The 25,670-nt window shown below is 40.0% G+C and carries 16 protein-coding genes; 10 read left to right on the top strand and 6 right to left on the bottom strand.

Going from position 1 to position 25,670, the window contains the following annotated elements; all coding sequences use genetic code 11:
- Positions 1–39 precede the first annotated feature (39 nt).
- Complete coding sequence (gene dapE / locus ACMVDV_RS08285) at positions 40–1,230, bottom strand: succinyl-diaminopimelate desuccinylase (RefSeq protein WP_416157791.1); 1,191 nt, start codon at positions 1,228–1,230, stop codon at positions 40–42.
- Positions 1,231–1,302: 72 nt separating this feature from the next.
- Entirely contained in the window at positions 1,303–2,721 is a 1,419-nt protein-coding gene (locus ACMVDV_RS08290; RefSeq protein WP_416157792.1) for an MATE family efflux transporter, read from the bottom strand.
- Positions 2,722–2,960: 239 nt separating this feature from the next.
- On the opposite strand from ACMVDV_RS08290, the gene ACMVDV_RS08295 reads away from it, so the two are divergent.
- Positions 2,961–3,614: an OmpW/AlkL family protein gene (locus ACMVDV_RS08295; RefSeq protein ID WP_304185708.1), complete on the top strand. Its 654-nt coding sequence runs from the start codon at positions 2,961–2,963 to the stop codon at positions 3,612–3,614.
- Between the two features lie 46 nt (positions 3,615–3,660).
- On the opposite strand, the gene ACMVDV_RS08300 is transcribed toward ACMVDV_RS08295, so the two are convergent.
- A complete protein-coding gene (locus tag ACMVDV_RS08300) occupies positions 3,661–4,197 on the bottom strand; it encodes a thioesterase family protein (RefSeq protein WP_304185709.1) in 537 nt (178 codons plus the stop codon).
- Positions 4,198–4,308: 111 nt separating this feature from the next.
- On the opposite strand from ACMVDV_RS08300, the gene ACMVDV_RS08305 reads away from it, so the two are divergent.
- Positions 4,309–4,803, top strand: a complete 495-nt coding sequence (locus tag ACMVDV_RS08305) for a hypothetical protein (RefSeq protein ID WP_304185710.1) — start codon at positions 4,309–4,311, stop codon at positions 4,801–4,803.
- Positions 4,804–4,830: 27 nt separating this feature from the next.
- Here the strand turns inward: ACMVDV_RS08305 and tyrR are convergent, their stop codons facing one another.
- The 3 genes from tyrR to bcsE all read right to left on the bottom strand — a co-directional run bounded on the left by tyrR (position 4,831) and on the right by bcsE (position 9,866).
- On the bottom strand, positions 4,831–6,387 hold the full coding sequence (tyrR, locus tag ACMVDV_RS08310; RefSeq protein ID WP_304185712.1) for a transcriptional regulator TyrR: 1,557 nt from the start codon (positions 6,385–6,387) through the stop codon (positions 4,831–4,833).
- A 94-nt stretch (positions 6,388–6,481) separates the two neighbouring features.
- Positions 6,482–8,065, bottom strand: a complete 1,584-nt coding sequence (gene bcsG, locus ACMVDV_RS08315; protein ID WP_416157793.1) for a cellulose biosynthesis protein BcsG — start codon at positions 8,063–8,065, stop codon at positions 6,482–6,484.
- Between the two features lie 169 nt (positions 8,066–8,234).
- Positions 8,235–9,866 (bottom strand): cellulose biosynthesis protein BcsE, encoded by a 1,632-nt coding sequence (gene bcsE / locus ACMVDV_RS08320; RefSeq protein ID WP_416157794.1) that lies wholly within the window; start codon positions 9,864–9,866, stop codon positions 8,235–8,237.
- Between the two features lie 119 nt (positions 9,867–9,985).
- On the opposite strand from bcsE, the gene bcsR reads away from it, so the two are divergent.
- The 8 genes from bcsR to ACMVDV_RS08360 all read left to right on the top strand — a co-directional run bounded on the left by bcsR (position 9,986) and on the right by ACMVDV_RS08360 (position 25,532).
- Positions 9,986–10,201, top strand: a complete 216-nt coding sequence (gene bcsR, locus ACMVDV_RS08325; RefSeq protein ID WP_283711023.1) for a BcsR/BcsP family cellulose biosynthesis protein — start codon at positions 9,986–9,988, stop codon at positions 10,199–10,201.
- 3 nt (positions 10,202–10,204) lie between these two features.
- The gene (bcsQ, locus tag ACMVDV_RS08330) at positions 10,205–10,927 is read left to right on the top strand and encodes a cellulose biosynthesis protein BcsQ (RefSeq protein ID WP_304185717.1); all 723 of its coding nucleotides are present in this window, start codon (positions 10,205–10,207) and stop codon (positions 10,925–10,927) included.
- Positions 10,928–10,934: 7 nt separating this feature from the next.
- Positions 10,935–13,580 (top strand): UDP-forming cellulose synthase catalytic subunit, encoded by a 2,646-nt coding sequence (gene bcsA / locus ACMVDV_RS08335; RefSeq protein WP_416159068.1) that lies wholly within the window; start codon positions 10,935–10,937, stop codon positions 13,578–13,580.
- Positions 13,577–15,826: a cellulose biosynthesis cyclic di-GMP-binding regulatory protein BcsB gene (gene bcsB / locus ACMVDV_RS08340; RefSeq protein ID WP_416157795.1), complete on the top strand. Its 2,250-nt coding sequence runs from the start codon at positions 13,577–13,579 to the stop codon at positions 15,824–15,826. Before bcsA ends, bcsB begins: the two co-directional genes overlap by 4 nt.
- Positions 15,826–16,947, top strand: coding sequence for a cellulose synthase complex periplasmic endoglucanase BcsZ (bcsZ, locus tag ACMVDV_RS08345; protein WP_301561926.1), 1,122 nt, complete (start codon positions 15,826–15,828; stop codon positions 16,945–16,947). Before bcsB ends, bcsZ begins: the two co-directional genes overlap by 1 nt.
- Positions 16,938–20,750: a cellulose synthase subunit BcsC-related outer membrane protein gene (locus ACMVDV_RS08350; protein ID WP_416157796.1), complete on the top strand. Its 3,813-nt coding sequence runs from the start codon at positions 16,938–16,940 to the stop codon at positions 20,748–20,750. The genes bcsZ and ACMVDV_RS08350 overlap by 10 nt, the downstream gene beginning before the upstream one ends.
- Positions 20,751–21,006: 256 nt before the next feature.
- A complete protein-coding gene (locus ACMVDV_RS08355) occupies positions 21,007–22,503 on the top strand; it encodes a peptide MFS transporter (protein ID WP_416157797.1) in 1,497 nt (498 codons plus the stop codon).
- 284 nt (positions 22,504–22,787) lie between these two features.
- Complete coding sequence (locus ACMVDV_RS08360; protein WP_416157798.1) at positions 22,788–25,532, top strand: metallophosphoesterase; 2,745 nt, start codon at positions 22,788–22,790, stop codon at positions 25,530–25,532.
- Positions 25,533–25,670 lie beyond the last annotated feature (138 nt).

Consider the following 25,670-nt stretch of genomic DNA (forward strand, 5'->3'; position numbering starts at 1 on the left):
AAAATATGGTTACCTGAATAAGAAGCAAACCACATTAATTCATCTCTCAACTAAAATGAATATTTGCTCTAATAAGCGCGTATAGATCTGCTCTATTTTAAGTAAATCATTAATAGGCACATGCTCGTTAACTTGGTGAATGGTATTATTTCGTACTCCGCATTCAATGACTTGGGTGTAATCATTGGCAAAAAAACGCCCATCAGAAGTTCCGCCACTGGTACTTAATAACGGGTAACTCCCGGTTATATCAAAAACCGCTTGCTCTACTTTTGCTAATAAACAATTATGTGTTTGATGACTGGTATAAAATGATTCACAGGGACGCTGCCACTCAATATCTATATATTGCTGTAAGTCAGCTAACGCGAATTGAATGTCATTTTTTATATCACTGCTTTTATAACCATGGCTATAACGAATATTAAATGTCATTTCACACCGTGCTGGCACCATATTATCGACCACATTTGCAATATTAATTCCAGTGATTTGCACACTGGTTTTAGAGCTGTGCTCATCACGTTGCCACGTAATATTAGTCAACCGCTTCACCACATCGGCACTTAAGTGGGCTGCATTTAAGGTGTTTTCTGGGTAAGCAACATGCCCTGCCTTACCTTTAATTGTTAACCGTGCAGAAAGCGCCCCGCGACGACCATTTTTAATGGTATCACCAACATGCAAATGACTGGTTGGCTCGCCGACAATGCAGCCGTCAAGTTGGATGCCCTGTTGCGCTAAACGCTCTGCAATCAGTAGTGAGCCATATTCGGCTTCGCCTTCCTCATCTGAGGTGATCAGCCAATAAAAAGTACCTTGTTTTTCGGCTACATGGCTAACTAAGGCGCGACTGGCTGATAACATGGCGGCAACGCCTCCTTTCATATCGGCGGCGCCGCGACCATAAATAGCACCATCAATAATTTCCCCTGAAAATGGCTCTGCTCGCCACGGTCCTCCTGAGGCTGGAACTACATCAATGTGGCCTGAAAAAGCATAGTTAGGCCCATCACCAAAGCTAATTTTGGCAATAAGATTAGTCACTTTATTAAAGGTAAATTGTTCACAGTTAAAACCGAGTGTTCTTAACTGGGCACTAAGCCAATCAATTGCGCCTGCTTGCTGTGGCGTAACTGATTTAAATTTGATCAGAGTTTGTAAGTCGTCAACAACAGTATTAATCTGAGTTGCTCGATGAACGATGTGGGCTTGGGCTGCTAAGGTCATAATAAACACACCTATTTATATAGAGTGTATTCATTACAACCTGAATTTATGACCGCTTTATGAAAACACGTATTAGTGTGCACCTTCTTCGATAAATGCTTCTTGGCTGACTTGAGCGATGTCTTTATCGTCTTTGGTGAGTTTTGTCTGTTGCCAACGGCCACGAATAAACCATAAATACGACACCACGGCTACGAGCACATTGGTGACTGCAAACGAGTACCAAATCCCTTGATCGCTAAGTGGCGTGTGTTTTGACAAAATATACGCCACCGGAAACTGTACTACGCATTGAGAAAACAACGCCAACAACATCGCATTTAGCATATTGCCCGATGCTCTAAATGCAGCCACTACGCATAACTGCACACCAATGCCACCCCAAGTTAAACACATTACCCGAATAAACTCTGCCCCTTTATTGATCACAGCTTGATCATCAGGGATAAAAAATGCCACTAAGTAAGGTGCAAATAGATACGCAATCGCCCCAATAAAAGACAAACCACATAAACCCCAGAGCACCGCCAATTTGGTAATTTGCTCTGCTCGTTGCGGATTACCTGCGCCCATGTTTTGCCCAACTAAGGTAGATACAGCCATCGAAAGCCCCATTGCTGGGATCATCACCATCTGCAAAATATTAGACCCCACGCCATAAGATGCAATGGTTTGAGTGCCAAAACTGGCCACCAAGAAAGACATGATTATAAGGCCAAAGGCGCGCGCAGAGAGCTCAACGGAGCCTGGTGCACCTAAATAAAACGCTTGTTTTATATAGCTATAATCAGGAGCGAAACTTGAAAGCTTAAGTTTAATGCCATGGCGGCCACGTAGAAAAATAACAATCCCAGCGATGGCAGCTAAGCTTTGCGTTACTAAGGTTGCTAATGCGGCTCCCATTACACCTAGGCCTTCAAAACTACCATAGCCAAAGATAAATAGCGGATCGAGCACAAAATTCAACAGCACAGTCACTGTCACTATGATCAAGGGCACTTTTGTTTGCCCGATCCCCCGCATTAAAGCCTGAAACATGGCATAAATAAACACAAACACTACACCGGCAAACGACACATGCATAAATTTTAAAGCATCGTTATAGACCGCATCTTCAACACCCAACAAATGTAAAAAGTAAGGTGATAAGAAATAACCAATTACCCCTAATATAATCGCTGTCACCGTCACCATCAGCACAGTTTGCGCGGCAACATGATTCACCTTATCTTGTTGGCCTGCGCCCATATATTGCGCGGATAATATAGCCCCCGCCATGGCAAGCCCAGAACCAATCGCAATCACTAAAAATGTCACCGGCATACTGACAGACACCGCAGCAACTTGTGCCGCCCCTAAGCGACCAACCCAAAACGCATCAGTGAGTTGATAAGCTGATTGTAAAATGTTGATAAGAATAATAGGAACGGCAAGTTTTAATAACGCCTTGCTGATAGAGCCATTAAGAAAAAGTGAATTAGTTTGATTCATAGCATACCTTAAATTGAGCAACTCATTGTATCTTAAAATCATGACCTATTGATGAATGACGCAAAAAAAAGGAGTGCCATGTCAATGAGTTTCTGTACTCAAATAAGCAAACCTTAATCTATATCAAACAAACTCTGCCGCGCCAAATACACGGTGATAAAGCTTGATCTAGAACAGTTTTTTATTTTTTGTTTGGCTGATAATAGCGTCAATTCAAAAAGTAGTTCTCGGAGAACAGCATGAAAAAACAACTTAGCGCAGCGTTACTCACCTCACTTTTAATCGCATCTCCTTTCGCCAGTGCAAACTTAAGCGTTAATGTCGGTGCTATTAATGTTAACCCTGACAATAGCAGCTCAGCGATCAATGAAGATCCAAGTTTAGGCTTAAAAGGTAGCTCAGATACACAACTGGGTATTACAGTTGACTATGCATTTAACGATCAGTGGGTTTTAGAATTGGTTGCTGCAACACCCTTTTCTCATGAAGTTAATGGCGCAGGTGGCTTAGCCGGCAATAAAATAGCAGATATTAAGCAATTACCGCCATCACTAATCGCTCAATATCACTTTTTAGAAAGTACTTCAGCATTTCGTCCGTTCGTTGGTGTGGGTATTAACTACACAGTGTTTTTTGATGAGCAACCTTCTACAGCGCTAAAAACAGTACTTGGCACCAACAACGTTGAAGTAAAACTTGATAATTCATTTGGTTTTGTAGCACAAGCGGGCTTTAATTACATGCTAGATCAAAACTGGGGCGTACATGCGATGGTATCAATCATGGATATTGAAACTGATGCAACTGTTTATGCCGATGGCAAGCAAGCGCTTACTTCAACAGTAAAAATTGACCCTGTCGTTGCTATGTTAGGGGTTAAATACGCTTTTTAAGTAGCCACTAAAAAAGGCCTCACGGCCTTTTTATGATAAGCGAACATTAACTGGGAAGATTTGTTATTTTTTTCTGCTCTAACATTTCTTTCCAGTGCATTATCTCTGCTGGTAAAATCGGCGCAACACCATCAAAGTTAACCGCCTCTAGCATTTCTTCGACACTGACTACGCCACGCTTACGTTTAAACACCCCTCTAACATACGCAATCGCATGCAAACCTCGCGCTGAATGAAACTTTTGCTCAATATAAAAATACTTATGATCCCAACCAACTAAGCGCGTGCTAATGGTATAACGCTGCATTGGCTTAATATCACGGATATAAGTAATGGCAGTGGCGTTAACAATCGGAAACCAACGTTTTTTCATAATCGTTTCAAGCAAGCCAACTCGCTCAGTCATCCAAGTGCGTGCTAAATCCATCATCGCCAAGTAGCGAGAGTTAGTCAGGTGCAAATTAATATCACAATCACTCGGCAGCGCTTTGTAATCAATATCCACAGTTTCTAGCAATGTTTGATAATCACGGTTGCGTTTGATTTTAAAAAACAATAATAAAAGGCGAAAATATAAGTTCACAATAAAGGTCTTACCAGTTAACAATTGACTGAGTGTAGCATAGCGTATTGCATTGGAGAATATTCTGCTCTAATCTCACTATTCATAATCATAAAAAAAGTAGCGACAATAATGAACAAAATTATTTTCTCTTTTGGCTTTTTACTTCTGCTGTGCTGCAACAGCGCTTGGGCTGACTTTAACTACCCCGGAACGGGTATAATAAGCTACCCAACAGGGACTGAAAAACCATTTAAATTTGGTTTTAATTGGCAACAAGCTGACGAGCAATTTACGATTGGTAGCAAAACATATGCAATGGCGTTACCGGAATCCTATTCAATTGCCATTACCTTAGCTAAAGATGACCAACAAGTATGGGTGCAAGAGTTTAATAATGGCTTTTTTGAAGGCTTTACATGGCAAATTGGTGAGCACACCATAAAATTAGAAAAACGCCAATTTAAAGAACCCGTGAAAGGAAACTATGTTATTAGCCTTGATAATAAAGACTACTTTTTCGCTCGTAATAACATCAGTATTATAATTAAGTTTAACCCTGAAGGTGACGGTATTGATAATATTGCCATTGATGGGGTCACTAAAGACATGGGCACCAAACAGTAGCCCATGTCTTGGTTTTTAATCGGTAAATTAAACCTTTACCGTTTTGCGATTAATGCCATAGTCGCGTAGTTTATTCGCCACTGCAGTATGGCTTAAGCCTAACCGCTTAGCTAACTGCCGAGAGCTTGGGTACGCAGGATAGAGCTTTCGTAATAACGTCGCTTCAAAGCGCTTTACAGCTTGATCTAACGAACCTTCAAAGTCAGATTCTAAATAGCCTAGATCATGAGTAAACGTGGGCAATTGTAAATGATCAACCCGCAACTCATTATCATCTAATAAAGATACTGCGCGATAAATCGCATTTTCTAACTGGCGAACGTTACCAGGCCATGGATACTCTTGCAGAAAAGACAAACATTCTGCTGATAGTTCCGGAATCGCATGACCATTTTGCTGCGCATATTTTTGAATGAAATGTTCAGCTAACGGACCAACATCTGCTTTTCTATCTCTTAAGGGGGCTATTTCTAGTGTGAGTACATTAATACGGTAATATAAATCTTCTCTAAAAACGCCCTCTTGCACCATCGCTGGCAAGTCTTTTTGTGTTGCAGCAATAATGCGTACATTTACTTTTACTTCGTTCTCATCGCCCACTTTGCGAAATGTGCCATCTTGTAAAAAACGCAGTAACTTAGTTTGCAGCTGAGTAGACATCTCGCCTACTTCATCTAAAAATACCGTACCGCCATCTGCTTGCTCAAGCACACCGCGTTTTGGCGCGGCATTTTCTTCGTAACCGGCGTAACCAAATAATTCAGACTCAGCCACATCATCAGGTAAAGACGCACACGATAACGCAATAAACGGTTTCACCGAACGGTTAGACGCATAATGACATGCACGCGCTAATAACTCTTTACCTGTGCCTGTTTCACCGGTGATTAAAATGGGGGCTTCAAGCTGTGCCATTTTTCGTGCTTCACGCACCACACGACGCATCGCAGTACTGAAGTTATGAATCGTCGCAAAGCTTTCTTGTCCGTAACGGCGAAACGCACTGACTTGCTGACCTAAACGGCTCTGTGATTTGATATTGATCACCGCACCGGCGAGTACATCACCTTCATTTCCTTGTGGCACCGCAATGGGTAATATGTCAGCAATAAAATCTTCACCCGCAACTTCTACGCGAGTTGTTTGCCCTAATACTTCTTTACTCTCTAACCAACGGGTAAAGTTAAAGCCTTTGAGTAGATTATTAATGTTTGCGCCAATTACTTCTTTTTCGCTCAACTGCAAGTCTTTACACGCAGCATCATTACATAATCTCACCCAGCCTTTGGCATCAATTGAGATCACCCCATCTGGTAGCGCACGCAATAACGTATTGAGCTCATTATGTTCACGCTCAGAAGGTAAAAAAGCAGTGGTACGTACATCCTGCACACCATCAATTAACCGAATTGAAGGCATGATTTTTTGAAATTGCTCAAATTCAATCGGTGGAAAACTCACATACATACGACAGTTTACAGAATCTACTTCAATACCTTTTAAATCAACTTGATAGTTCACCAAGATATTGAGTATTTCTTGTGCAATACCAATACGATCTGCACAATGGATATCTAAACGCATTACACCCTCAAAAGAGAAAACCTATATGCCAAGAATAATACGCTAACTACCCATCGCTGGGTAGTCTATTGTAAAGATTTTTGGACAATAGCGTCTAATTACTAGGGTATCGGGTCCATTCTCCGCCATCAAGTTGAATATAAGGTTCACCTTTAATGTACATCATAACGGTGTCCTGGTTTTCAGCGACTTTGGTGATGCTGCGAGTATTACCAAGTAATCTATCAACTGCTGTTGTTCCAGAGAAAACATCACTTTTCACTGCGTTATTTATTAGCTCAGATAATGAAAAATAACTCACAGTGTCAGTTACTTCTATAAGTTCACGGCGTTTCACATTAGGCCCAATAAACTTAACAGCGGTTGGTACTGATACAATTGACGGGCTTGGAATTTCTCTTAGGCCTGCAAATTGTAACTTGTCGCCCGCTAATGCCGCGCCATGTTCAGGCACAACCACTAACAATACATTGCGTCCTTGATTTTCAAGCTCATCAATAAAGCGATTAATATCATTGAATAATTGTTGCTGTCGGGTTGGGTAGCTTTGTAAGCTATTCATTCGACCACGTCCTGCTAACTGATTACCATCGTGTAAACTGATTGAATTGTAATACAAGGCCCTAGGCTGAGAGTTATTTGGTTGTTTATTAAGCCAATCCAGCAATACTTCTGAATCAGAATAAATTGGCTTGCCGTCAAACCCATATTGCATCGGTGATAACCCAGAAAAATCAAACTTAGGAGCTGACACACCACCGTGTTGGTTAAGCAAGCCAATAAAATCATCAAAATGGCCATCATGATTCATTGCTACACTGTTGCTATAACCTAACTTAGTTAAGTTATTAAACAGGTGACATTGTTCATCGACTGGTTTAAATAATGAGTCTTGATCTGTTTGCCCGCAACTTGCTCTGAGCAAACGAATTGCAGCAGGACCACTGTAGGAGGTGGCCGAATTAAAATCACTAAACAAAATGTCAAAGTTTTTAAACAGCTCATTTGGTTTAACACCAATTGCGTTTAGATCTGCATTAGCTAATGAACATATATTCAACACAACCACATCAAACTGTTCACCTTGAAACGTATCAGCGAATTGTGTTTTTAATCTTGCTTGCTGTTGATAAAACATTTTTAATTGTTGGTCTGGGGTACCAGCAAGTTCAGACTGAGTGATATTAACTGGCACCACTTGCGATGTTACTTTATTACTTGCCACTGTAGGTAAACTAGCATCTACAGCTGCTACCGGTGTCGTTGAAAACCAGTAAACATACGCAAAGCCAAGGACTGTGATACTGGTATAACGTAACCATTTTACGCTGTACCAATAAATTAAACTTAATACAAACACGCCTAGCAACAAATCAATACTCACCATGCGTGCTACAATCTCTAAAAAATAATCAAAACTAAACTCTTGTAAGTTTGTAGCTTGCTTTAATAGCCTAGAAATAGGGGGTAACCAAGAATCATGATATAAAAGCGCTATTGCTAAAACGACAGAAAGTCCATTTTTAATGCGCATAACTATGCGAGAGTCGCTTGATAACAAAAGAAACGCAAAAAAAGCAGCATTAGATAACCAATCAAATGAAATATCACCTCGCAGATACAAAGCAAATTTTGCTAAAAAATATAAATTCCAAACACCTAATCCTGAAAGCTTCACTTGCCGTCCTTTTTCTGTTTTTTGGGAGTATATGGGATCAATAAAACATGGCGAAATGTTAGTTTTCGATACACTTTTATAAGTTTACTTAGCACCGTCTTACCTATATTACCAAGGATAATCCCCAGCAATAAAGCAATTACAAAGGTTATAAAAAACTGATTTAAGCTCATGTTGACTCCCCTTTGAGAATAACTTTAATGGGCATAGAAACTGGTCTCACGACTTTTCTAAATTCAGCCGTTTCAGCACTCAAAGTAGCAACATCCGGTGTTTGTCCATCAAAAATATAACTTATATTTTCCTGTAACTGCTCTGTGTAATCAGGCACTTGTGTTGCTTGATACTCCCGAGCTAAACGGCGACACTCTTGCTGTATATAAAAATGATCAGCAATCACATTTTTCGAAATGAAAAAGTCAGCAATATCTAACTTAAATAAATGTTTAATAGCACTGTCTACATCATGTTCTCTGCAGGCATGTAGATAGAGATATACCTGACCATCAACATAGCTAAAAATATCGCCCTCTCGCTTTACATGAAATAAATGTAACGGGTGAATTGCATCAATACGTGGTAATAATTCCAATACCACTAACACACCACTAACGCCTAAATTAGCAGCTGAATCACTGTGCTTAGTGACCTGCTTAGCAAAATCGCTGAGTGGCAAATAACCTTTGTGAAGTACGCTATCGCTGTATTTTAACACATCGTCGATTGAGCTTGGCAACGGTCTAGAAAATTGGAAACCTTGAATCGACTGGATCTGCGACAATAACCGTGAAGGCTCAGAAAAACTATATAAGATAAGGTTAACGCCTAAGGTTAAAAATAAACACTCATCTTGATGTCGAATAACGCCATCAACGTTCTGAATTACTAGTTTTAACTTTCTGCCGCACTGTTTTCGCAAGGAAAAACATTCTCTAGCCAGTAAAGACAAGTCGGTATAGCGCGTTACAGCAAAAACCAGCGTGGCAGCCTTCATTTTAAATGCATGTTCATACAGAGCATCATTATCTTCAATAACTTTGTAATACGCAGGTAGTTTTGTCCCCGCTGGTACAGCACTTTTCACAAGCCAAACGTCATCTTCATCAAAGTCTTGGTTAGTTGCACTGCTACCGTAAGCTTGTGAGGTATCTTTGTCAGCAGTTAACACCATGAGTTGGTTATTTTTACGCTGATAATTAATGGTCTCTGCCGCAATAACGCCTTCACTATGATGCCAGAAATCATATTCTAAGCTGTAAACTGATGCTTCTTGAGTCATATTTACCACACCATCAATCACATCATTAAACATTAAGAGCTGGCGACGCAAGTCACTATTATTTGCTCCTGAAATTAAAAACACCACGGTCGCATTTTCTGCAATTGAAAAATTTTTGTAAAGTGTGAGCTGACCTTTAAGCTCTTCGGTTTTATAGTCAACAAACATATCAGAGCTCAAATGAACCATCACACAACTATTTTTTATTACTGTGTATTCTTTAAGTTCATTGAGGATCCCTTTAGAAAACCATCGCTTTTTTGCAAAGCTGATATCGTTACTTAAATTAAATGGATGCAGCTTACCTTCGTCATACAGGGTGTGTAAGTGGTCTGAATGGTCACTTTCAAAAAAAATATCGACTTGCTTTGACAGCAAAAATATATGTTCACTAGTATTAGAAAGCATGCTTTGAGTTAATTCTATTAACTGATTGTCTAAAGGCGCAATCAGTGCATAATTCGCACTACACTTTAGTTCAGAAAATGTTGTATTTAATCCTGAAATATTTAATTTAGGCAACTTAACCCCTCAAAAGGATACTTTAGTACTAGTTTTAAGTTGTATTCTATATATAATACAGCTTATGTACACAAACAAATCACAAATTTAAACGACTTTTATCATTTAGGGTGCTTTAAATGAGCCACTTTGCAGTAAAAAAATCAAGTATTCTAACGGATTATGATATTGATAACCTATATCGGAAGTTTGGCAGCGCCAACCAAAATTACATTGAAATAGTCAATGTGGCGAAAAATAAATCGACAATTGAAAAATACCCATTGCTTAAAGATATATCTATATCTATTACAGAAACAGAGCAAGATCATAAAATTAACAAAAGAACAGACTAAATAATGAAAAGAATCTTCATAAAGGGAATTAAAGGAGGAACCGGCGCAACGTCAGTGGTGGCAAATTTAGCGTGCACATTGAAAAAGTCAAAAGAACAAGTCTATGTAATAGATTTAGATCCAAAATCTGATGTTGGTCTACACTTAGGGCTAGCATGGGCACATGAGCAGGGGTGGAGCAACTACCCAACTTTTAACGAAGCGAGTAGTCAATTCCATCAAGACAGTGATGGTGTCGTGTTTTTACCGTTTGGCTCAAATAGCCAAGCGCAGTTTTCGTCAGCTCATATCATCGAAGGCTGTAATCAAATCGACAATAGCGATAATGCATGGGTATTATTTGATTGCCCAGCCCACATTGACGTAACTCAGTACTCATTAAATAAAAATGATGTATTTTTAGAAGTCGTTAATTGTGACCCCATATGCCATAGTTTAATCTACAAAAGATTACAAACCCTCTCTCAAGCACAGGGACAGTGGCAGCATTATTTTTTAGCTAACCGTTATAACAGTGCATCTGAGCTAGAATTCGATTTACTACAACTGTGGCAATCAGACATTCCCCTTTTAGCTTCTTTATACATAAATAAAGATGAAGTTATTAAAGAAGCAACAGCCTTTAGAAATGTTGCGATTAACTGTGCGCCGTATAGTGTAGCAAATGACGATTTTGAGACTTTAGCCGGGTGGTTAGTTAGCAGAGTTAATCAAGATGAAAGCTAATTCACGTATGTCTTTTACTGAAAAAGCGTTTCGGCTTTTACTTAGCTTGTTTTTTAGCAAGCTACTCGTACGGTTTATTTTTTTAAAATTCCATAGTTATTTCAACCAGCACAAAATGAGTGTGATAGCCGCATTTTGTTTACCTTTTTTATTATTATTTTTATCGCTATTCGTTAAATTAGATAACAATAAAAAACGCAAAATAAAATCAAGACTTAGCTATTTCTATCCGCATGTTACTTTACCTGTATGTACAATCAGTAATTGCGTTCGGATTATTTTACAAACAGTATACTTAGCTTTTTTTAAAACAAATAAAGCCAGCCTTGCTTACTTCAATACTGAAAGAACAAAAACGTGGCAAGATATTAAACGCTCAATTCGTATTCTCCGCCTTGTTGATATAAAACTCGTTAAAGCCTTTAAACATGCTTGGTTTATTAGCAAGAAAAGGTCACAACAAGCTAATTACAAACGTATCAGCGAAGCCAATATTTGGCAAAACCAAATATTAAAAGTTACGTTTATTATGTTGTTATTTTTTGCAGTTGTGGTGTTTGTAACGGTGCCTTTTAGCGTCGAAGCACAAGCTGTATTTATTAGCTTAATTCTAATAGTTGCTTACACTTTGCGTCGTGTTGAAGGTCAGATTGCCACGATCACTATGATTACCTTATCGGTGACAACCTCGACTCGTTATTTATGGTGGCGTTATACCGAAACACTAAACTGGGCTGACCCTTTAGCGTTAGCGTTAGGTATTGGCCTGTTACTCGCTGAAACTTACGCATGGCTGGTGCTTATATTAGGTTTTTTTCAAACTATCAACCCACTCAATCGTAAACCTGTACAATTGCCTGAAGAATCAACATCGTGGCCTACAGTTGATATTTATATTCCTACTTACAACGAACCTTTAAGCGTGGTAAAGCCAACAGCTATTGCTGCGCAAAGTATCGATTGGCCCGCTGACAAACTCAATATATATATTTTAGATGATGGCAAACGGCCAGAATTTGCCGAGTTTGCAAAACAAATCGGGGTTGGCTATATAGCACGTCCTGATAATAACCATGCTAAAGCAGGAAATATGAATCATGCCATGCGATATACTGATGGTGAGTATATTGCGATTTTTGACTGTGACCATATCCCTGCCCGCTCATTTTTACAAATGACCATGGGGCAATTTATCAAAGATGAAAAAGTATGTTTGGTGCAAACGCCTCACCATTTTTTTTCAGCCGATCCCTTTGAGCGAAACTTAAATAACCAAGGCAAAATACCAAATGAAAATATGCTGTTCTATGGCCTGATCCAAGACGGTAATGATATGTGGGATGCGACTTTCTTTTGTGGTTCTTGTGCTGTTTTAAAACGCGCAGCGCTTGATGAAATTGGTGGTTTTGCAGTAGAGACCGTTACCGAAGATGCTCATACAGCACTGCGTATGCAACGAGCTGGCTATAAGACAACTTATATAAATATTCCTCAAGCAGCAGGCCTTGCCACTGACAGTCTTTCTGCTCACGTAGGCCAACGGATCCGCTGGGCCAGGGGCATGGCACAAATATTCCGTCTTGATAACCCATTACTTGGTAAAGGATTAAATCTGGCACAGCGCATGTGTTACCTCAATGCTATGCTACACTTTTTATCAGGCATACCCCGCATCGTATTTTTAACTGCTCCACTAGCACTTATCTATTTTAATGCAGCGATTATTTATGCCCCTTTTCTCGCTATTTTCTTGTATATAGTGCCCACTTTACTACAAGTAAAAATTACCAACTCACGTATTCAGGGCAAGTATCGTTATTCGTTTTGGGGCGAAGTATATGAGTCAGTGCTTGCCTGGTATATTTTAAAACCGACGACTGTTGCCCTCATAAATCCTAATAAGGGCAAATTTAATGTAACCGAGAAAGGTGGGCTAAATAATATTGAACGGTATGACTGGATCATTTCTAAACCATATATCGTTTTATTGCTCATTAATGTTGTTGGCATGGGTTACGGTATTTTACGACTATTTTTTGGTGATACATCACAAATAGGTGTACTGCTGATCAGCATGCTCTGGGCAAGCTACAATATTATTATATTAGGTGCTGCGGTTGCGGTTGCCGCAGAAGCTAAACAAGTGAGAAGTTCACACCGTGTTAACGCAAATTTCCCCGCGGCAATTAGACTCGCCAATGGCCATACCATTAAAGTGAAAATAACCGATTACTCTGACAGCGGTGTGGGGATAGAAACACAACATATTGCAACCTGCCGAGTTAACGATAAGGTTGAGCTATTAATGAGTCGCGGTTTAAAACAATTTTCCTTTGCTACTTATATTTGTAATACACGTGATAAACAAATAGGTCTTACTTTAAGAGATCTTGATATTGAAAAACAAAAAGCGTTTATCCAATGTACATTTTCGCGAGCGGATGCATGGCTTGATTGGCAAGAAAACTTTAAGCATGATAAGCCTTCTTACAGCTTTTCCAATGTCTTACGAGTTAGTCTAAGAGGCTTTAAAAATTTAATTTTTCATGCTCCAAATGAATTAAAACCCTTGATCGAACTGTTATCGCGGTCAATTGCGTTTATTACGACACTTTTACCCACAAAACCTAAAAAAGTATTTGAAACATTATGATAAGATCGTTATTCACCGTGTTATTCGCTATAAGCACGCTCAGCATTAATTGCTTGGCTACAGCGGCAGAGCCACTTTCAGATAAGTCTATCTTTGATGATGGCTACCCAGAAGCACCTCCTCAAGAGCAGTTAACTTTGCGCTTTGAACGTTTAGGCATTAACAAATTTAGGCTCGATGGTGTCAGCAATAATACGCGTGTTGATTTTACCAATCGCCTTGATAAACTCGGCACAAAGTTAATGCTCAATTTTTCCTTCACAAACTCGCCTGCGTTAATTGAACGTGTTTCTCATATTAAAGTGTTTTTTAACGAACATTTGGTAACCGTATTGCCTATAGACAATAAGCTTGCTGTTACTGGTTCAAAGTCACAGCACAATATTGAACTCAACGCTAAACTGATGAAAGACTTTAACCAAGTTCGTTTTGAACTGATTGGTTTTTATGATTTAGTCTGTCAGGATGATTTTAGTAAAACTATTTGGGCTGAAATAGATAAAGAGAGCGCGATAGAAATTGAACAGCAAAGCTTGGCTTTAGAAAGCCTATTAGAGTATTTCCCTGCTCCTTTTTACGATGAGCGGGATAATAACCAGTTAACTTTGCCATTCATTTTTGCTTCTCAACCAGATGAAACCACGCTTGAAGCAGCGTCCTCACTTGCTAGTTTCTTTGGTGGGCAAGCAAAATGGCGTAAAGCAGATTTCCCAGTAGCAATAAACAAAATACCGACCACTCATAGTGTGGTGTTTGCAACCAATAATGACAAACCAGACTTTTTGTTAAATTACCCAGATGTAGAAAAGCCGACTATAGAAATAATCAGTAGCCCAACACATCGCTATGCCAAAGTACTGCTTGTTTTAGGTAAAGATACAAAGCAGCTAAAAGATGCTGTGATTGGTTTATTATTTGGTCATAAAGTAATGACTGGTCGCACTGCAGTGATTGATGAAATTAGTAAGTTACCACTTCGTAAAGCCTATGATGCGCCTTTTTGGCTTCGCTCAGACCGTGCTGTAACATTTGATGAATTCATCGAGTACCCAACTCAATTACAGTCACAAGGGTTTCGAGGTCAACCTGTGAATCTTGATTTACGTTTTGCACCGGATTTATTTACGTGGCGTGAAAATGGTATCCCTATCACCCTTAATTACCGTAATACACCGGTAGAAAAAAACTTAATTTCTCGCTTGAACATGCTGATCAACGGTAAATTCATTGATGGCTTTGTACTTGATGATGACGGTGGAAAAACCATCACAACCAATACTTTCTTACCTTTACTGTCTGATATTAATCCAAATCAGACGCGTCAGGACTTTGAGTTAACTGGTTTAGATTTGACCATGAAAAACCAACTTACTTATGATTTTAACTTTTCGGTGGCTAAATCTGGTGCATGTAACGCCATACCTGCCGGCGGTGAGTTTGGCGCTATCGATGGCAGTTCTTCAATTGATGTGAGTGCGTTTAATCATTATATGGCATTACCGAATCTACATGCTTTTGCAAACAGTGGCTTTCCATTTACTAAATTTGCCGATTTACATCAAACAGTGTTAATTATGGAACCAAACAGTTCAGTAGAAGGCATTCGTCTATTGCTTAACTTTACAGGCCATTTAGGGGCAATAACAGGTTACCCATCACATCGACTGGCTATTAAATTCCCAGCACAAGATATTAACTTTGACGACAAAGATATTATTATTATCGGTAAACCTGACTCTCTTCATCATGACATGAGCAAAGACAGTGCGCTCAGTGTTTTGATAAATGATAACAATAGAGTGGTTAACCAGGCTATTTATAATGGTGCGTTTAATACGAGCGATCCTGAAAGAGTTCAAGTTAATATCCGAAGTATGGGCAAACTTGGCATCATCTCTGGCTTTCAATCTCCGTTTGATTCTGAGCGCTCGGTTGTGTCTTTAATCGCAACGAACAATGCAGCCTACCCACTGTTGAATGAAGCTTTGCTGATAAATGAACAAACAGCAAAAATCACCGGCAGCTCGGCAATTATCAATAGCCAAGGTATAAAAACGATAAAAACTGACGAACAATATTTTGTTGGTCATGTTCCTATTCATACTTTAATTTGGTTCCACTTTTCAGACCGTCCAGTTTTGCTCGCCGTGCTGTCGATTATTACTCTGTTGCTGATATCATTTTTGTTATGGCGATTATTAATGTTACTGACGCAAAAACGATTATCTGAAGGAGAAAATAAATAATGAAAAACATTGTGTTATTCGTCAGCATGCTACTTATTTGGCCATTAAACGCTGTAGCCCAAAGCTGCGCTGATTGGTCTCAGTGGGATACCTTTAAAAAGCATTTTATTTCCGATCAAGGTCGGGTCATTGATCTTGGTAGTAAACAAAGTATTACGACCTCTGAAGGTCAATCCTATGCGCTATTTTTTGCTCTACTTGCAAACGATCAAGCAAGCTTTGAGCAAATTTTACAGTGGACGCAAACCCATCTCGCTGAAGGCGACTTAAGCACTCGCCTGCCAGCTTGGCAATGGGGGATTGATGGTAATGGAAAAGGTAAAATTCTCGACTCAAACCCTGCATCCGACTCAGACTTATGGATAGCTTATACACTTTCACAAGCAGCAATTCTTTGGCAAGAACGGCGTTACGCTGTGCTAAGTAGTGTTATGGCAGAGCGTATTATACGTGAAGAAACCGCTTATTTACCTAACTTAGGGTTAACATTACTTCCTGCACCCAATGGTTTTGAGCCGAGTGAACAAACCTGGAAATTAAATCCAAGTTATGCCCCACTGTTTATTTTGCAGCAGTTTGCACAGCGTTATCCACACTCTGCATGGCAAGCACTTCATGACAGTTCAGCCAAGTTAATACTTGAAACCAGCAAAAATGGCTTCAGCCCTGATTGGGTTATGTATAACCCCGAAAAAGGTTTTTACCACACAGATAAAGCCCCCGCTATTGGTAGCTATAATGCAATTCGCGTCTACCTGTGGGCAAGTATGATGGCTGATGAAGCAGCATACAAAAAAGAGCTAATAGCACAGTTCGATCCTATGCTGCAGTACCTAGTAAACAATAATAGAGCACCACTTGAAAGCCGAGTCGATACAGGTAAAGCGTCAGGTTCTGGCCCTGCTGGCTTTATCGCTGCATTACTACCATTGCTTGCTGATAAAGGCCAAACCCAAACGTTAGCAGCTCTACAACAAAAATTGATGATAGACACTCGCTTTATTACAAATCGTTATTACGACAGCGTGCTATATTTGTTTGGAACGAGTACCACAAATAAACGTTTTACTATTGATAAGCAAGGTGCGCTACTTCCAAATTGGAGCAATGAATGCCGATAAAGTGGCTGCTTGCTGTACTGTTATTTAGCTCATTTGTATCGCTGTCTAAACAGCAAGACTTAGATACAGAATCAGTTCATTGGCTAATAAGCCAAGTTCAGCTTGGTGAGATCGAACAAGATCTACAGTTAATGACTGATAGCTTAGATAAGCTATTAAGTATTGCACCTAACAATATTGAGGTGCAATGCGCCCAAGCGCATGTGTATTTTGCACTCGCTCAAAACAGTAAAGCAACTAATCTACTTAGTAAATTAAAGGGTGAACACCATCCTTGTATTAAGCAAATAAGCTTATTAGCTCGGGTTAACGACCAAGACAGGGCATCAGTTCAAGAAGCCAAATTGTTAGCACGAGCTGGACAGTACAGTGCTGCAATCGCACTTTATGATAATTTATTCAAATCGACCTACCCTAGTATCGAGTATGAGTTTGAATATATAAACTGGTTAGCGCAAAGTGACGATAACTGGCAGCAAGCATTACGAGGCTATCGCTCATTACTTAAACGTTACCCTGAATCTAGTCGTATTGAACTTACCTACGCAAAACACTTACTAGAGCAAAATCCACAAAACAATGATGCATTGCGTATATTAAATCACTATGCACATAGTAAATTTCTTGCTGTTGAGGCTGAATCTGCATGGTTGTCCGCGCTTGAAGAAATGCCTATTAGTAAACAAACAGACAATGCTTACCAAAGCTATTTTTTAGCTTATCCAAAAAGTAATAAAGGCAAGCTGCAATATAATGACTTTGCAAAACAATTAGAAGAAGAGCTCATTAAACAAGCCGATCCTGCATATCAAGCGTGGCAAAAAGGGGTTATTGCGCTTGAAAATGAAAAATACAATCAAGCCAATCGATACTTTACAACAGCTCTGGCTGGTCGACCTAAAGATCCTGAAGTACTCAGTAGCATAGGACTATTAAAGCTACGCCAAGGAGATAATGCCGCAGCCTACCGTTATTTCAAAAAAGCCGAGCAGCTTAGTGACAATGTTAATCGGATTGCGGTCCTTAAAGGTTTAGCAACCACTGCCAAGTTTTGGCAATACATAAACTTGGCAGAGTTAGCGATAGATGACAACAATCTAAGTCGCGCTAAATTGCAACTTGATTTAGCACACACGCTCGATGAAGACCCACTGACCGTGTTATTTTATCGCGCTCAACTGGCAGAAAAAGCAGGCCAAGCTCAACAAGCTATGGTTTATTATCAGCAAATTTTGGCTCAAGAGCCGCTACAAGCCCGTACCTTAGGGGCAATGTTAACCCTAACAAGTAGCGATGATAACTTTTCCCGAAGTCATCAATTTTATAACCAGTTAACAGCAAAACAACAGGCTTTAATAACTGAACAGTATACTCGAATTCAAAGTCGCCAATTACGCGCGCGTGCCGATGAGCTCACCGCTGCAGGAAAATTAGATCAGGCCGTTAATTTGCTTCTCTTAGCGATAAAACAAACGCCTAGAGAAAGTTGGCTTTATTATGATCTGGCTAACTTATATCAACAACAAGGCTTACTAAACCACGCTAAAGCTTTATATAATAAGACCTTATGGCAATTTCCCCTCGATGCTGAGTTGCGATACAGCCACGCACTGTTTTTACGATCTTTGAACGACTACCAAGGCGCCCTTGATACCCTTAGCTACGTGCCTAATAATGCCCGTACCGCAGACGTTGCTCAACTCGCCCAGCAACTTTCAATCAATGCCAAGATGAGCAAACTTGCTAATAACGGCGAAGATAATAAAAGTACGATTATTTATAATCTAACAGAGCTCGAAGCCCAACCTTTAACGCCTTTAATGCAGGCAGAACTGGCAGCACAATGGCAGCAAATTAATGAATACAATTACGCACTAAGGCAATTACGCACTGCCTTAGAACGGGATAACAGCTTAAGTCCTTATTGGCATATGACATACGGTCAATGGCTTTTAAACAGTGATAAGGAACAACAAACACAGCAATGGTTTGCACACTATCAACTACCAAAAGTGACCACTGAAGAACAACAAATACGTTGGCTATCTCTGCAAACTGATTACATCAATAAGTTTAACCAGGGTGAGCAGCGCCTTGAAAAATTAGCGTTACTTGCTCAACAAAACCCTAACAACCCAGTAGTATATAATGCGCTTATCACTGCTAATATTGAGTTAAATAGACCCCAAGCTGCTATTGATCTATACCAGTTGCAAGTTCAACAAGGCCAAAAATTAGCACCCGATACCGAACTTGCCGTAGCAAGGGTTAGCCGCGAGCTAAATCACCATGCTCTGGCAGATCGCATTGTTACTACATTAATAAATGACGTAGATAAAGATCAAACATACCAGCAACAGTTATTAATGACCGCCCTTGTTGATTATCAAGATGAAGATAATCTTATTCGCTTAACCAATGAGTTACTCGTTAAATCAGGCTATAGCCAAGAAATGTATTATCAAGCTGCGCAAGTTGCAGAAACTCATAATAAAAATGCTTACGCAGAAACCTGGTATAAAGAGGCAATTGAACCAAATAGCAGTATAAAAGCACAAAACGATGCCACTCTTAACTACGAATTATATGCCTTAAATGACGAGGCACCTTGGTATGTAAATAATGCGAAAAGGGAACTTGCTCGAATTCAACAGCGCGAGCAAGCCTATATAACGGCCGGCATTAACTTTAGCAGTCAAACCAGTACTCAGAACGATGCCAGCCTAGGTGCAGGCTCTATGCCTATTGAGGTCGGCTTGCCACTTTGGCATGGCACCGGGGTTATTAAACTTGATCCGATGACCATTGCCAGTCAAGTAACCCGCTTTGATGAGAGCTTTTCGGGCAGTCGCTATGGCCAAGGGGCATTGTGTATTTTCGATTGCCCGTTAAATAGTATTGAACCACAACAAGAAGGCATTGATATTGGCTTTGCATGGTTAAACGATACATGGCGTTTTGACATAGGCACTACACCACTGGGTTTTTTGGTGGAAGATATTGTTTGGGGTGTTGACTACAATGGCGACATAGGGAATTTTGGTTATGGAATTACACTTAATAAACGCCCCGTAACCAGCTCAGTATTATCGTATGCAGGCCTTGAAGATGTATTTACAAATGAAGTTTGGGGGGGCGTTAGAGCAACCACATTACGATTTAATCTATCACATGATCTAGGCCTTGATTGGGGTTTTTGGGGCTCAGCTGATTTGCAGTTATTACAAGGCAAGAATGTCAAAGACAATCAACGTTACAGTCTTATGGGCGGCGCTTATCACCGTTACATCCGTGAAAAGAATACCGAATTAACATTCGGTGCAAGCCTATTGCACTGGTCTTATCAATATAATTTAAGTGAAGAAACCTTTGGCCATGGCGGCTATTATAGCCCACAAAACTACCTTGGCGTTTCAATGCCGGTTACTTATGACCGCCGCGTTAATAACGATTTTATTTACCGTGTACGAGCCGGTATCTCATGGTCAACCACCACAAATGACGACAGTGATTTTTTTCCTAATGATCCGCAGCTACAAGCGCAGGCACAACAAAGAACTTCAATCACCGGTGTTGATCCAGTTTTTGCAGGCAGTACAACGTCTGGCATGTCATATAACTTAGCCGGTAGCTTTGAATATCGCTATACACCGCATTGGTTTTTTGGTGGCTTTTTTAGCTTAGATCGCGCTGATTTTTATGAACCTAACTATGCCCAGCTTTATTTCCGCTATTATTTTAAACCTGTTTATAGCGAAATGATTTTCCCAGGCACCCCCGTAGTTCCTTATGCTGACTATTAGGTTTTAAAACCATGGCACAGCTAACTATCGCAAGCACTTCCCCTGACCAACGGGTCTATGTATACTTAGCCGCAATTGTAGCTAGGATAAGGGTGTGACTCTTATCCACTAAGCAAAAACTTAGTGAGCAAACCATTACCTTAGCTGCATTAAAAATAATATTCATGGCCACCCGTTCAACTGTGTTGTTATCACATGAACGACCAAAGCAAAAAATATAAGGCCACAATAATTAACGTTGAGTTAGGAAGTAAATATGAGTTCAAATTCTGACAGTGGCTGGTTTGGTCACCCTAAAGGACTTTCAACCCTGTTTTTCACAGAAATGTGGGAACGAATGAGTTACTACGGTATGCGAGCAATGCTCGTATTATTTATGACAGCGAGTTTACAACAAGAAGGCTTAGGATTTACCGTTGCTTCTGCTGCTGCAATTTATGGTTTATACACAGGTTCAGTATACTTTTTAGGCTTGCCTGGTGGCTGGCTAGCAGATAGATTATTTGGTGGTCAAAAAGCAGTATGGTACGGCGGTATCATTATCATGTGTGGCCATATTATTTTAGCCGTTCCACATGATTATTCATTTTTTATCGGTTTAATCTTTGTTGCAACAGGCACAGGTTTACTTAAACCTAATATCAGTGCAATGGTTGGTCAGCTTTACACTGACGAAGATGAACGCCGTGATGGTGGTTATGCTATTTACTACATGGGTATTAACTTAGGTTCTTTAATTGGTTACTACGTTTGTGGTTACTTTATGGAAAACGTAGGTTGGCACTGGGCATTTGGTGCAGCTGCTGTAGGTATGGGTATCGGTTTAATACAATACAAACGTACACTTAATAACTTACCAGAGCATAGCGCATTACCAGCTAATCCATTAAGTCCTAAAGGTGTATCACGCGCATGGATTGGTATTGCAACATTTGTAATTGTTGCGGCCAGTGTAACCGCTGCTGCGATGACGGGTGCTATTGTAATTAACCCTACCGTTGTAGCAGGATATACTGCTGTTGTATTTACTATTATCTTTTTCATTTACTTTGGTCTTGTTTACTTCAATGGCAAACTAACCGATGCTGAAAAACAAAGAATGTGGGCACTATTTTTAGTATGTATTGCCTCTGCCTGTTTTTGGTCTGGCTTTGAACAAGCAGGTTCTTCATTAAACCTATTTGCTCGCGACTACACAGATCGCCTTGTTGGCACATTTGAAATACCAACAACTTGGTTCCAATCTTTAAATTCGCTGTTCATTATTGCCCTATCGCCGTTTTTTGCCGCGCTTTGGATTAATCTATCAAAGAAAATGGTATCGCCCACTTACAGCGTAAAATGTGCCTTGGGTCTAGTTATTATGGCTTCAGGATTTTTAGTTATGTTTATGGCGGCACATTACGCAGCTGAAGGCTTAAAAGTAGCGCCTTATTGGCTTGTTACTACGTATTTCTTACATACCGTGGGCGAGCTTTGTTTAAGCCCTGTTGCATTAAGTGCCGTAAGTAAGTTATCGCCTCGTCGCTATACAGGTCAAATGATGGGGGTATTCGTACTCACTTACTCAATTGGTAACGTAATTTCTGGATTACTTGCTGGTAACTTTGATCCTAACAATGTTGAAGAAATCCCTAACCTTTACCTACAAATTGCATTATTTAGTATCGGTGTAGGTATCATTTTAGTATTAATGAGTTTTAAAGCTAAAGTATGGGAAAAACAAGGTTTGACTGAGAGTAGCGCCCAGTAATAGCGGTTTTTAAACTGAGCTTGATAAAAGCATCAGCTCAGTTTTATTCCAATCAGGCAAGATAGCAATATCTTGCCTTTTTTATTTGTGTAAAATTGACTCTAGTTAACAAAACTCCCTCTCTGCTTTATATAATACATTATCCTAATGACTCGAAGTAAAGACGTTAATTGTGTAAACAACTAATTAGCAGCTGCCTATTATTTGTATATTTTTTCTATATTAGCTACCTGTAAACCCATCCTAAATACTGGTATGATAATCGCATTATATTAAGTGGCAGTATGGCTATTATGACTTTCTATTACGGTATCAAGTTTTCAATACTCGTTGCAGTGTTTACTTTGTTAAGCGCTTGCGGCGATAGCACTGAGAAAGATACGAACTTCGTTGTAGACGAATCAAAATTAATTATTAGCGCCAATGATGGCTTATCAAAAAGCTTTGATGATGCGCTTGTTTTACTCACAGCCCCAGCCAGTGCTGTAGCAACCGATACTAGCTTTATTTTTAGCAAAAAAAAGCTTGATGATAAGAATAAGGTTCTTAATATTGTTTCTGCGTTATATACCTTTAGCCCTCAAGATTTAACATTCGATACGCCTTTAAGCCTCACAATATCATTAGCTAATTCAGCAGACCCTGAGCAACAGTTGTCTATCGTGAAGCTAATCGATGGACAGTGGCAACCATTAGTAAGCTCAAGCTCTTCTGCAAATACTGTTAGTGCACAAATAAACAGCTTTGGTACATTTGCAATACGCGCTCGTACATTACCCCAAGTCAGCAAAACTATTGGCTCTGAATGTAAAGCAAACCAATCCGAACAATCTATGCGTTTTATTCATGTCGCTGATTTACATGCGCGGTTTGGTTTTAAAGAGCAATACTTCAGCAAAATTAAAGGCTACTACAACCATGCACTAGCCGAGCAACCCTATACTTTATTTACCAATGGTGGTGATGACTATGAAAAAGGCACCGTTGCAGAACAAATCTCTAAAGGCATGGCAACGGTTGAGGCAATAAAAGCTATGGCGTTTGATGTGCGTGTTGTTGGTAATCATGACTATGCATGGGGGCCAGCACAATTACTCGACTACGCCAATGATGATAACGCCATCGTGTTAGCCAGTAACACGCGTTATACAGGCGATAATACGCAAAGTTTTAACGCAGTTGATTTCTCGATTGTACAAGTCGGTTGCCTCAAGGTCGGTTTTTTCGGGATGACATCTGTACCGTGGAATGAACTTGATCAACCCGTAGAGACCGCACCAATCCCCGACTTTATCGCTAACTTTAAAATGAATTGGCAATGGCAAGATATTGCCAAAAATATTGTCGCGCAATATCGCCAAGATGTCGACTACATGGTGATGTTGAGTCATTTAGGTGAAGGTGCAGATACGCAAATTGCACAAAACATTGCTGGTATTGATCTGGTACTTGGCGGCCACACTCATGGCGGGGAGAGTTTTCAGCAACTCGATAATGGTAGTTTAGTGATCCAACCAAACTTTTTTGCTCAAGGTCTAACTGATTTAGAATTAACCTTTGATCTAGCTACAAAAACTGTTGCTGATATCAATTATTCTACGTTAGCAACGACGCAGATCAGCACCTTTGATGAAGCACTGCAAACACAAATTGACTTTTTGATGGGTAAATATGCCCCCGATGCCAATACTGAAATCGCTATTTCAGAGAATTACCCGACTACCGCACAAATAATGAATATTACTGCGCTTGCAGCAAAACAGCTACACCAAGTTGATGCGGCCTTATTTGATACAAACCTAGTACAAACACGTTGGACGCCAGGGACGCTCACCCAAGAAGATTTTCACAATGCATTTAAAGTTGAAAGACAGCCTTCGAACACTCCCGGCTTCAGTGCAATTTATCAAGTCACAGTCAGCGGTCTTGATTTAAAAACCATGGCAGCAAATCAACCTGATTGGCTACTATTGGCCCCTGAAAGTATCAATGACAGTCAAAACTATACCTTAGCACTACAAAAAGGGCCTGCTTTTAATAGTGAATTATTTTTTAATGGGGTTACGTTTGCTGAGCCACAATTAATTGCAGAAACATGGCAATTACTCGATCAATATGCCCGCCAGCGTACCAGCCAATGTTTGCATATAGACACCGACACTCAGCTCAATGCATGTCAAAATCAAGCGAACATTACTATTTGGAATTTCAACGATCCAAGCGATCCATTCAAAGCTGACTATGGCCCATCAACATTAAGCTATTTTGACCCAGAAGAGAGCGGCTGGGGCGCTGAACAAACCATATATGCCAGCACAACCACACTTAATATTGCCGATTTAAATGACGGTGCTTCGGGTGTAATGGCCTTTACCGATCACTCTGCGACTGAAGGGCTAAGCATTACTTTAAATACCGCGCCTAATGGTGATTTTGAAGATGAAGGACTGGTATCCGATTACACCCTAGTGATGGACATTTATTGGCCACTGGCAGTAAAAGATCGCTATCGCGCACTGGTGCAAACAGATGCTGAAAACTACTTAACAGACAATGCTGATATTTATATTAGCCCTGAAGGGGGTTTAGGTATATCAACCAGTAAAAGTGGCTATTTTGGCCATACCCAATCAGATACTTGGCATCGCATCGCCTTTGTGTTTTATACCGCCCCTGATAATGGCGTGTTTGAAGTTTATATTGACGGTGAGTTAGCAGGGGTAAAAAGAGAAGGTGAAATTAATCGTCGCTGGGCATTAGATCAAGCCGTACTGCTGTTAACGGATAGCAGCAATGAAACTGCACCCGGCTATTTAAACGCACTGCTATATGCAGGGCGTGCAATGACGCGCGATGAAATAAAAAGTATGGCCGGCGCGCAGCAAACTCTTAACTTTGTGCCAAGCACACGCTCACTAAATCAGGCTGTAGAGCGTCATTACCAAAATGCTCCGGCTATAAAAGCGAACCTATGGTTAGAGCAGCGCAGCAAGTTTTTTAACAAACGCGGCGCTAGCGTAAACAATTAATTACAATGCGTCCATTTAATTGAGGGAGGTAACTCCCTTAATTTGCTTAATTTACATCCGCAATTAAAACAAATTAACCATTAATATCAATCAACTAAGTAACAATCTACACCGTTAAAATTTGATTATCGAAGACTA

This window comes from Pseudoalteromonas sp. ASV78 (assembly GCF_047806705.1).
GTDB lineage: Bacteria > Pseudomonadota > Gammaproteobacteria > Enterobacterales > Alteromonadaceae > Pseudoalteromonas > Pseudoalteromonas prydzensis_A.

What these genes read in the sequence shown, in the direction of transcription:
- dapE (WP_416157791.1), bottom strand. Translation starts at nt 1,230, where the DNA reads ATGACCTTAGCAGCCCAAGCCCACATCGTTCATCGAGCAACTCAGATT.
- bcsQ (WP_304185717.1), top strand. Translation starts at nt 10,205, where the DNA reads ATGAAAAGAATCTTCATAAAGGGAATTAAAGGAGGAACCGGCGCAACG.
- ACMVDV_RS08295 (WP_304185708.1), top strand. Translation starts at nt 2,961, where the DNA reads ATGAAAAAACAACTTAGCGCAGCGTTACTCACCTCACTTTTAATCGCA.
- ACMVDV_RS08350 (WP_416157796.1), top strand. Translation starts at nt 16,938, where the DNA reads ATGCCGATAAAGTGGCTGCTTGCTGTACTGTTATTTAGCTCATTTGTA.
- ACMVDV_RS08305 (WP_304185710.1), top strand. Translation starts at nt 4,309, where the DNA reads ATGAACAAAATTATTTTCTCTTTTGGCTTTTTACTTCTGCTGTGCTGC.
- bcsB (WP_416157795.1), top strand. Translation starts at nt 13,577, where the DNA reads ATGATAAGATCGTTATTCACCGTGTTATTCGCTATAAGCACGCTCAGC.
- bcsZ (WP_301561926.1), top strand. Translation starts at nt 15,826, where the DNA reads ATGAAAAACATTGTGTTATTCGTCAGCATGCTACTTATTTGGCCATTA.
- ACMVDV_RS08355 (WP_416157797.1), top strand. Translation starts at nt 21,007, where the DNA reads ATGAGTTCAAATTCTGACAGTGGCTGGTTTGGTCACCCTAAAGGACTT.
- bcsA (WP_416159068.1), top strand. Translation starts at nt 10,935, where the DNA reads ATGTCTTTTACTGAAAAAGCGTTTCGGCTTTTACTTAGCTTGTTTTTT.
- ACMVDV_RS08360 (WP_416157798.1), top strand. Translation starts at nt 22,788, where the DNA reads ATGGCTATTATGACTTTCTATTACGGTATCAAGTTTTCAATACTCGTT.
- tyrR (WP_304185712.1), bottom strand. Translation starts at nt 6,387, where the DNA reads ATGCGTTTAGATATCCATTGTGCAGATCGTATTGGTATTGCACAAGAA.
- ACMVDV_RS08290 (WP_416157792.1), bottom strand. Translation starts at nt 2,721, where the DNA reads ATGAATCAAACTAATTCACTTTTTCTTAATGGCTCTATCAGCAAGGCG.
- bcsR (WP_283711023.1), top strand. Translation starts at nt 9,986, where the DNA reads ATGAGCCACTTTGCAGTAAAAAAATCAAGTATTCTAACGGATTATGAT.